Here is a 9,195-nt window from a genome sequence, read left to right on the forward strand (position 1 = left end):
CGGTCGCGGCGTCGAATACGTGAGCGTCGGCGGTAAGGCCGATCCGCGACGTGATCGCGCCGGGCCGGTAGCGGTCGTCGACCGCCGCCGTCCACAGCATAGTCCGCATCCCTCGCTCGCGGTAATTGAAGCTAGCCTGCAGGAGTTCGGTCGATTTGCCCGCATTCATCGAGGCGTAGTAGAAATAGAGCTTGGCCATGGCTCTGCTTAAGCCGGCTGTCTCGTCCTCGGAAAGTCCGGCCGTGGGAGAATGCGATGTCGATGACGGGAAAATGGCCGCTCCTGCTGTTCGCCCTGAGTGCGGTACCCGCCGCCGCGCAGGATGTCGGGCCCGCGCTCGATCCGGGTGCGATGGTCGGCTGGGCGGGCGGCGCGGCGGTGCAGGCCGACAATGAGCGTCGCGCCGGCACCAAGCCGGCCGCGCCGATGGGCGCGTCGGAAGCCGTCGCGCGGAAGGCGTGCGCGAACCGCTACGCGACCCGCGCCAAGCTGGGCCGCGACCATCCGACGACCAAGCGGCTCTTCGCCCTGTGCCGCAAGGCGGGCTATTACTGATCCTGTCGGGACGCGCTTGACCGCCAGCCGCCCCCGAGGGCACGGCCGGCCGGGACAGCGGCGAATGTGGACACTGGACGCGAGATGCAGAACGAAATCGACGAGGGCAGCGCGAGCGACGAGGCGGTTATGCTCGATCCGGGCTTCGCCGCGCGGTTCGAAGCCGCGCCGCGACCGGCATGCCAACTCTATCTGATCTCCCCGCCCGTGATCGAGGTGGGCTTCGCCGATCGGCTCGGCGCGGCGCTCGACGCGGGCCCGGTGGCGGCGTTCCAGCTGCGGCTGAAGGGCGTGAGCGAGCATGAGATCGCGCGGCTGGCCGAGCCGCTCCAGCGCCTCTGCGCGGACAGGGACGTGGCATTCATCGTCAACGACAGCGCGGGGCTGGCCAAGCGGCTCGGCGCGGACGGCGTGCATCTGGGGCAGGGCGACGGCGATCCGCGCGAGGCGCGGGCTCTGCTCGGGCCTGCCGCGCAGATCGGGGTGACGTGCCACGACAGCCGGCATCTGGCGATGGAGGCGGGGGAGGCGGGCGCCGACTATGTCGCGTTCGGGAGCTTCTATCCGACGACGACCAAGGAGGTGCGGCACCGGCCCGAGCCGTCGATCCTCGGCTGGTGGACCACCTTGTTCGAGCTGCCGTGCGTGGCCATCGGGGGCATCACGCCGGGCAATGCCGCGCCGCTGATCGAGGCGGGGGCGGACTTCCTGGCGGTGTGCGGATCGGTGTGGAACGATCCGGCGGGCGAGGCGGCGGCGGTGCGGGCCTTCGCGGCGGTGCTTCAAAGTTGACGAAAGTTTACGCCAAAGCGAACGGAGCGCGGATTTAATTCAATTAAATCAATGACTTAAAAAATCATTGATCGCTTTCGTCGCCATCGACCAGCGCCTGAACGCGGAGGCGGGGGAAGACGTCCTCGATCGGTTTGGTGTCGGGCAGGATGTACACATAGCCGCCCTTCTTCTGGAACCGGGGGCGCAGCAGTTTGGCGTAGAAGGCGCGGGGCACGTTGATGCAGCCGAAGGTGATACGGTTGTCGTCGGGCGTGGGCGACAGCATCCGATCGCGCCGCCGCTCCTTCTTCGCGGCGTCCGCCGGGATGGGGTGGAGCGCGACCGAGGTCGCATAATCGACCCACAGGATCCGCTCGCCGCCCAAGGGAAGGCCGAATTTGGCAAGGAAACGCCCGGCTGGGGTGGTCTTTTCGGCCGGGCCGATCTCCGCCAGCGACTTGTTGCCGACCCCCGGCGTGGCATCGTCGCCCGGGGCGATGCCGATCAGCACGGGTTCGGCCGCGAGTTGTTCACCCTTGGCATCGAACAGGAACAAGGCCGCGCCCGTCTTGTCGATGATCGCATAAGGCAGCGCCTGATTGTCGTGCGACGACGCGACCCACCGGGCGACGCGCGCCACCTCCGCCGAGGGGAGGATGGGGGGGTCGGCCGGCTTGATGTCGGCCACAAGCTTCGCCGGGGCGGCCCGCCCGGCCGACGCCGACGACCTGGCTTTCGCTGATTTCGTTTTCGCCGAGGAACCGGCTTTGGCCGCCGGCTGCGCGTCCGCCATGGCGGGGACGGTCAGGGCGAGCGCGACCAGAACCCGCAAGGCTAGCTTCATTGATTGACGTGCCCCGAAAAGAGATCGGCCGCCCCGCGAAGGGCGGCCGAGAGGGATTGCCGATCGATCTCTACCAATCGTCGCGGCTGGACGCGATCAGTGACGCGCGCGCTTGGGGCGCGCTTCCTGCGCGCGGAGCCGCTGATCGACGCCGTCGACCCGGCCGGTGAGCTGGTCCACCCGCTGCCCGTTGGCCTGCGCCTGCTGCGACGCGGCCTGTGCCTCGGCCAGCGCCTGCCTGGCGGTGCCGTCGGTCGCCTGCAGACGCGATTCGAGCGAATCGACGCGCTGGCTGACGGGGGCGATCTGCTCGCGCACGTAGGATTTCGTCGCGCAACCGCCGAGTCCGACCGCGCAGGCGACGACCATCACGGGGGCAAATCTGGACGCAAGTGAGTACATAACCATCTCTCTCAGTCGTTAACCAATCGCAACAACCAGAGCCGACAGCGGATGTTCCAACAATCCGATTGTGATCAGCCGTGCAGCATGTCCGGCCAGGCGTTCGTGAGAGGTCGCCGATACTGCGCTGATAAGAAGCGATAATTTTGCAGCGCAACATGGCTGGATCGGTTCACCGGCGACGCTTGTCCCTGTTCGCGGGCGCGAACGGGTCCTCGGGGATATCGTCCGATTTGGTGGTCTTGCCGGGCGCCGGAGCGGGCTTCGCGCGCTGGGCCGCGACGCATTTGCGAAGCTCGCCGAGCGCCGCCCCGCTGCCGTCCAGCGGGAGCCGTTCGACGGGCACCGCGCCGTTCGCGACGAACAGGTCGCGCGAGGCGGCAAAGAGGGGCAGGAACTTCGCTTCGAAGTTGGTGACGAACCCCTGCTTTCCGTCCGACGCCATGCCGACCGCGAAATGCCGGGGGTAGGTTCCGCCCGACAGGCGGAAGGTCAGCTTCAGCCGCTCCTTCGGCTTGATCGACCAATTGGCGTTCAGCACCGAGAGATGGTTCGAGCCGTCGACATCGAGGCCCAGCAGAAGCGTCGTGTCGCCCCGATGATCATAAATGCGGGTCAGGAAGCAGCCCTTGCCGTCGCTGCTTTCGGCGAGGGTCCAGCCGCCGACATCCTGCGGGTAGGCGGGGGCAGCGGCGCGCGCGCCGGAGAAAGCGCCGGCACCGGCGGCGATCAGGAACGCCGCCCCGGTCGCGGCGCGGGCGATGATGCGGGCGGGGTCGGAATGTCGCTGTGCCAATGATCGGTCCTCCTCGCCGGCCTTAACTCCCGACGGCGGCGGTGGCCACATGGGCGGCGATCGCCCGGCCGATCACCGGCTGTCGGGATCGGGGAGGACCGAAAGGTCCATCAGCCGGCCCGACGGCAGCAACGTCGCGACGAGCAGGCGCGTGTCGCCGGCCGGCCCCACCCGATAGCCGTAGCGCACCCCGCCGCGATGGTCGTCGCGCTGGACCAGCGTCATCGGGGCATCGCGCCAGCCCGCGGGCAAGGCGGCGGCGAGATCCCTCGCCAGCAGCGGAGTGGGCCGAGGGGCGCCGGCGTCGAAATCGGCCGCGATGCTCGCGCCGGTCGAGGCGCGTTCGAGCAGCGCGCGCAGCCGCGCGGCGCGCGCGGGATCGTCGGGCAGCGCGGTCGCCGGGGGCGGCATCAGGGCCGGGGAGACGAGCCCGGCGACGACGTGGGCGATATGATCGGGCCGGGCATGTTCCGAATCGAGGTTGACGAACACCGCGACCGACAGGCCGTCGTCGGGGAAACGCGTAAGATCGCTGGTGAAGCCCTGCCACGCGCCGCTATGCGCGATGCGGCGGTGCCCGTTGGTCGCATCGATGAACCAGGCGAAGCCGTATCCGGCGCCGTTCGCCTTACCGTCCGCAAGGCCGAAGGGCGTCCACATCCGCGCGCGCGAGGCGGGCTTCAGGATCGCATCGCCGTACAGCGCGCGATCCCAGCGGGCCATATCCTCGACCGTCGTATAGATCGTCCCGTCGGCGGTGGAATTGAAGGTGGCCGAGACCCACGCCTGATTGTTCAGCACGCCGCCCTTCATTTCGTAGCCCGAGGCGCGGCGTTCGACGATGTCGGTATCGGAGATGACGCGCGTGTCGCGCATGCCCAGCGGCGCGAAGAAGGTATCGTGGAGATAGTCGCCGTAGTTCTTGCCCGTCACGCGATGGATGAGGATGCCGAGCAGCACGTAGTTCGTGTTGTTGTAGCTCCACTGCGTGCCGGGGCGGAATTCGGCGGGCAGCTTCACGATCGCGGCGGCGAGCTGATCCTCGGTGAAGTCGCGGCGATAATCGAACAGCCCGCCGGGCCGCGTGCGCGCGTCCGTATCGTAGGTGCCGATCCCCGACGTGTGCGAAAGGAAGTTGGCGAGCGTGATCGCGCGCCAGCTTGGCGGCGCCTCCGGGAAATAGCGCGTGACGCTGGCGTCGATGTCGAGCTTGCCCTCCTCCGCCAGGCGCAGGATGGCGGCGGCGACGAACTGCTTGCCGAGCGAGCCGGTCTGCATCCGCGTGTCCGCGCCCGCCGGCACGCGCCATTCGATGTCCGCGAGGCCATAGCCCTTGAGGTAGAGCGGAACGCCGTGGCGATAGATGCCGAGCGTCAAGCCGGGAATACGCTGCCGCGCCATTTCCGCCGCGACATAGGTGTCGATCCGTTGCCGGCGGTCGGAATCGAGCGCTTCTTCGGTGGCCTGCGGCACTGCAGCTGGGACGGGTTGCGCGCCGAGCGGGGCGGCGGTGAGCAGCGCCGCCGCGACGAGCCAGCCGGCTGCCTGTGCAGGTTTCGACATGTCCTTCTCCCCCCGGCGCGCCGCTTCGCGATCGTGCCCCCGTGGCCGGTCATAGAGGTCCGTGCGGCGGTCGGCCATCGGCTTGTCGTGGCGTTTGCGAGGGGGCGGCGTGGCGGAGGGGAGAGAGATGGGCCCCTGCCTTCGCAGGGGCGACGGGGTTAGGCGATCGGTTCGGGCGCGGGGAACGCGGCGGCGCTTCCGCCGTTTAGAACATAAGTAGAACATTGGAGAATCGATCATGGCCGACATGCACAATCCGAAGCTCGACGCTCATCCGGGATCGAATGCCGAGAAGGATCCGGCCGAGTGGGTCTCGGGCGACGAGCCGATGACGGGCGCGCAGGCCAGCTATCTGGCGACGCTGAGCGAGGAAGCGGGCGAGGCGCTGCCGTCCGAGGGGATCACCAAGGCCGAGGCGTCACAGCGGATCGACGCACTGAAAGGCAAGCTGGGGCGCGAGTGAGGGACGGGCAAAGGTTGCTTCGACACATTTGCGGCGGCAGAAGCGCAATGACTTTTCGACGTCGAGAAATCGGTTATGAAGTTGGCGCACACCGAGGCACTGCACATAGCCTATGAGGAGGTCGGTCCAGCAGATGGCTGGCCGGTCGTACTTTCCCACGGTTTTCCTTACGACATACATGCCTACGCAGACGTCGTGCCTCTCCTCGCGGGAGCCGGGGCGCGAGTGATCATGCCTTACCTTCGTGGCTTCGGACCTACGCAATTCAGATCTGTCGAAACCATGCGCTCCGGGCAGCAGGCGGCTTTGGGCTCTGACCTGATCGGCCTGCTGGACTTCGTGGGCATCGAACGCGCGATCCTCGCCGGCTATGACTGGGGAGGTCTCGCGTCCTGTGTCGCGGCGGCTCTCTGGCCCGACCGAGTGGCAGGCCTTGTATCCCTGGCCAGCTACGACGTGATCGACGTCGAGCGTATGCGCCATCCGTTCCCATCCGCTCTGGAATCGGTGCTATGGTATCAGCATTATTTCCAAACCGAGCGAGGACGGGAGGGTCTCGCCACACATCGCCGCGAGCTTTGTCGGCTCCTGTGGCAGCAATGGTCGCCCAACTGGCGTTTCGACGATGCCACATTCGATCGAAGCGCGCCGTCGTTCGACAATCCAGACTTCGTGGATGTCGTCATCCATTCCTATTGTTTCGCCTTCGGGCAGGCGGCAGGTGACCCGACCTATGAGGACCTTGAAGCGCGTCTTCGAGAGAAGCCGAAGATCGTGGTTCCGGCGGTAACGCTGGACGGCAAAGACGATCCGCTGAAACCAGGCGGGACGGCGGACCAAGCCGGCTCCTTCATCGGTCCGCATCAACACCGCACGATAGCCTCGGGGCACAATCTTCCGCAGGAAAACCCGCACGCATTTGCCGACGCGGTGGAGACCGTCCGTCGGCTGTCGATCTCCGGATAACTGATCTCGGCGGCCGCCGGACCGCTATCCTTTATTTCCGCCGTTGCGCGTGGGCGCAACGCGCGCGTTATAAGTTCACGACCTAGAGGTCCTGCCCGGCGGCCCAGCCACTGGCCCAAGCCCATTGGAAATTATAGCCGCCGAGCCAGCCGGTCACGTCGACCGCTTCGCCGATCACGTAGAGGCCGGGCACGTCGCGCGCGGCCATGGTGCGCGACGAAAGCTGCGCGGTGCTGACCCCGCCGACGGTGACCTCGGCCTTGGCGAAGCCTTCGGTGCCGTTGGGGCGGAAGCGCCATGCGGCGAGCGCGCGTTCGGCCTCCGCCAGGCGCGCGTCGGGGAGGTTGGCGAGCTCGCCCTGTAGCGCCAGCCGTTCCGCGAGAGCGGCGGCGAGGCGGTCGGGGAGGGCGGCGGCGAGCATACGGGCGAGCGTCGCGCGCGGGGTGGCGCGCTTGGCCCCGGTCAGCCAGCCGGGCGCGCGATCGGGCAGGAAGTCGATCGCGATCTCCTCGCCATGCCGCCAGTAGGAGGACACCTGGAGGATCGCCGGGCCCGACAAGCCGCGATGCGTGAACAAAGCCGCCTCGGCGAAGGATGCCTTTGCGTGGTGGGCGACGACGGGCGCGGAGACGCCTGAGAGCGCGCGGAACAAGGCCTCGTCGCCGGGCAAGGTGAGGGGCACGAGCGCGGGGCGCGGCTCGACCACCTTCAGCCCGAACCGGCGCGCGAGATCGAAGGCGAAGCCGCTGCCGCCGATCTTGGGGATGGACGGGCCGCCGGTCGCGATCACGAGCGCGGGCGCCTCCGCTTTGCGATCGCCGAAGCGGAGGCGGTAGAGCCCGTCGGCATGATCCACGTTCGCGATCGCGCGGCCGGTCGCGATCTCGACCCGGTCGGTGGGGCATTCGGCGAGCAGCATGTCGACGATCTGCGCGGCGGACCCGTCGCAGAAGAGCTGGCCGAGCGTCTTTTCGTGCCACGCGATGCGGTGGCGATCGACCAAGGCGAGGAAGTCGGCCGGGGTGTAGCGCGCGAGCGCCGAGCGCGCGAAATGCGGGTTGGCCGACAGGAAGCGATCGGGCGCGGTGCCGAGATTGGTGAAGTTGCACCGCCCGCCGCCCGAGATGAGGATCTTGCGCCCCGGCCGATCGGCATGGTCGATCACGAGCACGCGGTGGCCGCGCTGACCGGCGACGCCCGCGCACATCAGCCCGGCGGCGCCCGCGCCGAGGACGATCGCGTCGAACCGCTCGGGCGTGCCCACGTCGATCAGTGCAGCTTGGCGATCGACAGCCCGTCGAGCTTCGCGCGTTCCTTGACCGATTCCTCGCTCCGCGTCAGCGCCTTGGCGATCGCGCGCAGCGCCATGCCCTTCTTCGCGAGCTGGTGCAGCTTCTGGATCTCGTCGGGCCGCCACGGCTGGCGGTGTCGTTCGAAGCGTTCGGCCATGGAGAGGGTCTTAGTCTGTGTTCCACTGACGTGGAAGCGGCACCGGCCCGCTCCCCCACCCGGCCGCCCATTCAGGGTACGTTCGTGGGCGGCCGGGTGGGGGAGAGGGCTGGCGCCGAGCTTTAGAGCGCCGGACGCGCCGCGTCACCGCCGCCCGTCTCGGCCGCGGGCACGATCCCGTCGGCGAGCAAAGCGTGGAGCGCGGCGACGTGGCCGGTATCGCGCGCGCCGTCGGAGGTGGAGGTCATGACGACGGTCAGCGCCAGATCGGGCAGGACGTAGACCATCTGCCCGCCATAGCCCCACGCGAAGCGGACGGGGTGGCCGCGCGCCTCGCCGATGAACCAGCCATAGCCATATTGCCCCCCGCTCCACGGCGAAACGGTGCGCGGGGTCCAGCTCCGTTCGATCCACGATGCGGGCAGGACGCGCCTGCCGTCGATCACGCCGCCCCGGCGGTAGAGCTCGCCGAAACGGGCGAGCGCGCGCGGGCTCATCAGCATGTCGTTGCCGCCGAAGAAGATGCCCTGTGGATCGCGCGGCCAAAGCGGGATCGCGATGCCGAGCGGACGGGCGAGCCAGTCCTGCGCCAGCGCATGCGTGCTGCGTCCGCTCGCGCGGGTGAGCATGGCGGAGAGGAGGTGGGTGTTGCCGGTCGAATAGAGCATCGCCCCGCCGGGCGCGTCGACGAACGGCCGCGCGAGCGCGAAGCGGACCCAGTTGGGGCTGGAGACCCAGCGGCCGTAATATTCGCCCGAGGTCCGCTCCAGTCCCGCCTGCATCGAGAGCAGATTGCCGACCGTCAGCCGGGCGAGGCGCGGATCGGGCGCGGCGGGGGCGTCGGCGCGGAGCACGGACAGCACCGGCTGATCGACGCCCTCCAGCACGCCGCGATCGATCGCGATCCCGACCAGTGCGGACAGCACCGATTTCGAGGCGGACTTGATGTTGACCGGCCAATCGAGCGGCGGGCCGCCGTTGAAGCGATGTTCGGCCAAGGTCGCGCCGTCGCGCAGCACGATCAGCGAGCGCAGGCGCGGGAGCCGGGCGGCCGCCGCGACCGTGCGCGCCATCGCCGCGTCGTCCAGCCCGGTCGTGCGGGGCGCGGCCTGCTCGCGCGGCGGGGCCTGCGAGGCAGAGCCGGTCGGCCCGCAGGCGCCGAGGAGGAGGGGCAGGAGGCCGAGGAGTCGCGCGCGCATCGCCCTGATATAGGGGCGGAGCGGCGATCCGCACCTCGGGCGCGGCGGCCTCTTGAGCGCGCGCGCGTCGCGGCCTAACTGACGCGCATCATGTCCAGCCCGCGCACGCTCTACCAGAAGATCTGGGACGCCCACGTCGTCTCCCGCCGCGACGACGGCACCTGCCTGATCTATATCGATCGCC

General features: G+C 68.8%; 11 protein-coding genes and 1 pseudogene. 4 read left to right on the top strand and 8 right to left on the bottom strand.

Annotated features, from left to right (window positions below; translation table 11 throughout):
- Positions 1–199 (bottom strand): annotated as a pseudogene (locus ACOJSF_RS00665) (thymidine kinase); the annotation flags it as partial.
- Positions 200–255: 56 nt separating this feature from the next.
- Here ACOJSF_RS00665 and ACOJSF_RS00670 point away from each other — a divergent pair.
- Positions 256–555: a hypothetical protein gene (locus ACOJSF_RS00670; RefSeq protein WP_420140316.1), complete on the top strand. Its 300-nt coding sequence runs from the start codon at positions 256–258 to the stop codon at positions 553–555.
- Positions 556–639: 84 nt separating this feature from the next.
- The gene (gene thiE / locus ACOJSF_RS00675; RefSeq protein WP_420140317.1) at positions 640–1,347 is read left to right on the top strand and encodes a thiamine phosphate synthase; all 708 of its coding nucleotides are present in this window, start codon (positions 640–642) and stop codon (positions 1,345–1,347) included.
- Between the two features lie 64 nt (positions 1,348–1,411).
- On the opposite strand, the gene ACOJSF_RS00680 is transcribed toward thiE, so the two are convergent.
- The 4 genes from ACOJSF_RS00680 to ACOJSF_RS00695 all read right to left on the bottom strand — a co-directional run bounded on the left by ACOJSF_RS00680 (position 1,412) and on the right by ACOJSF_RS00695 (position 4,934).
- On the bottom strand, positions 1,412–2,173 hold the full coding sequence (locus ACOJSF_RS00680; protein ID WP_420140318.1) for a hypothetical protein: 762 nt from the start codon (positions 2,171–2,173) through the stop codon (positions 1,412–1,414).
- A gap of 96 nt (positions 2,174–2,269) precedes the next feature.
- Positions 2,270–2,542, bottom strand: coding sequence for a hypothetical protein (locus ACOJSF_RS00685; RefSeq protein ID WP_420140319.1), 273 nt, complete (start codon positions 2,540–2,542; stop codon positions 2,270–2,272).
- A 205-nt stretch (positions 2,543–2,747) separates the two neighbouring features.
- Entirely contained in the window at positions 2,748–3,371 is a 624-nt protein-coding gene (locus tag ACOJSF_RS00690) for a hypothetical protein (RefSeq protein WP_420140320.1), read from the bottom strand.
- A gap of 72 nt (positions 3,372–3,443) precedes the next feature.
- Entirely contained in the window at positions 3,444–4,934 is a 1,491-nt protein-coding gene (locus ACOJSF_RS00695) for a serine hydrolase domain-containing protein (RefSeq protein WP_420140321.1), read from the bottom strand.
- Positions 4,935–5,172: 238 nt separating this feature from the next.
- Between ACOJSF_RS00695 and ACOJSF_RS00700 the strand changes: the two genes are divergently transcribed.
- Both ACOJSF_RS00700 and ACOJSF_RS00705 read left to right on the top strand, forming a co-directional pair.
- Positions 5,173–5,397, top strand: coding sequence for a DUF3072 domain-containing protein (locus ACOJSF_RS00700; protein WP_420140322.1), 225 nt, complete (start codon positions 5,173–5,175; stop codon positions 5,395–5,397).
- 75 nt (positions 5,398–5,472) lie between these two features.
- Positions 5,473–6,363: an alpha/beta fold hydrolase gene (locus ACOJSF_RS00705; RefSeq protein ID WP_420140323.1), complete on the top strand. Its 891-nt coding sequence runs from the start codon at positions 5,473–5,475 to the stop codon at positions 6,361–6,363.
- An 82-nt stretch (positions 6,364–6,445) separates the two neighbouring features.
- Here ACOJSF_RS00705 and ACOJSF_RS00710 read toward each other — a convergent pair whose 3' ends face one another.
- The 3 genes from ACOJSF_RS00710 to ACOJSF_RS00720 all read right to left on the bottom strand — a co-directional run bounded on the left by ACOJSF_RS00710 (position 6,446) and on the right by ACOJSF_RS00720 (position 9,011).
- The gene (locus ACOJSF_RS00710) at positions 6,446–7,570 is read right to left on the bottom strand and encodes an NAD(P)/FAD-dependent oxidoreductase (RefSeq protein ID WP_420140326.1); all 1,125 of its coding nucleotides are present in this window, start codon (positions 7,568–7,570) and stop codon (positions 6,446–6,448) included.
- Between the two features lie 62 nt (positions 7,571–7,632).
- Positions 7,633–7,812, bottom strand: coding sequence for a hypothetical protein (locus tag ACOJSF_RS00715; RefSeq protein ID WP_420140324.1), 180 nt, complete (start codon positions 7,810–7,812; stop codon positions 7,633–7,635).
- 122 nt (positions 7,813–7,934) lie between these two features.
- Entirely contained in the window at positions 7,935–9,011 is a 1,077-nt protein-coding gene (locus ACOJSF_RS00720) for a serine hydrolase domain-containing protein (protein WP_420140325.1), read from the bottom strand.
- Positions 9,012–9,195 lie beyond the last annotated feature (184 nt).

This window comes from Sphingomonas sp., from assembly GCF_048594985.1.
GTDB lineage: Bacteria > Pseudomonadota > Alphaproteobacteria > Sphingomonadales > Sphingomonadaceae > Sphingomonas_I.

Excerpts from the sequence above, each read along its gene's own strand:
- ACOJSF_RS00670 (WP_420140316.1), top strand. The coding sequence starts at position 256 with ATGTCGATGACGGGAAAATGGCCGCTCCTGCTGTTCGCCCTGAGTGCG.
- thiE (WP_420140317.1), top strand. The coding sequence starts at position 640 with ATGCAGAACGAAATCGACGAGGGCAGCGCGAGCGACGAGGCGGTTATG.
- ACOJSF_RS00680 (WP_420140318.1), bottom strand. The coding sequence starts at position 2,173 with ATGAAGCTAGCCTTGCGGGTTCTGGTCGCGCTCGCCCTGACCGTCCCC.
- ACOJSF_RS00685 (WP_420140319.1), bottom strand. The coding sequence starts at position 2,542 with ATGGTCGTCGCCTGCGCGGTCGGACTCGGCGGTTGCGCGACGAAATCC.
- ACOJSF_RS00695 (WP_420140321.1), bottom strand. The coding sequence starts at position 4,934 with ATGTCGAAACCTGCACAGGCAGCCGGCTGGCTCGTCGCGGCGGCGCTG.
- ACOJSF_RS00700 (WP_420140322.1), top strand. The coding sequence starts at position 5,173 with ATGGCCGACATGCACAATCCGAAGCTCGACGCTCATCCGGGATCGAAT.
- ACOJSF_RS00705 (WP_420140323.1), top strand. The coding sequence starts at position 5,473 with ATGAAGTTGGCGCACACCGAGGCACTGCACATAGCCTATGAGGAGGTC.
- ACOJSF_RS00710 (WP_420140326.1), bottom strand. The coding sequence starts at position 7,570 with ATGTGCGCGGGCGTCGCCGGTCAGCGCGGCCACCGCGTGCTCGTGATC.
- ACOJSF_RS00715 (WP_420140324.1), bottom strand. The coding sequence starts at position 7,812 with ATGGCCGAACGCTTCGAACGACACCGCCAGCCGTGGCGGCCCGACGAG.
- ACOJSF_RS00720 (WP_420140325.1), bottom strand. The coding sequence starts at position 9,011 with ATGCGCGCGCGACTCCTCGGCCTCCTGCCCCTCCTCCTCGGCGCCTGC.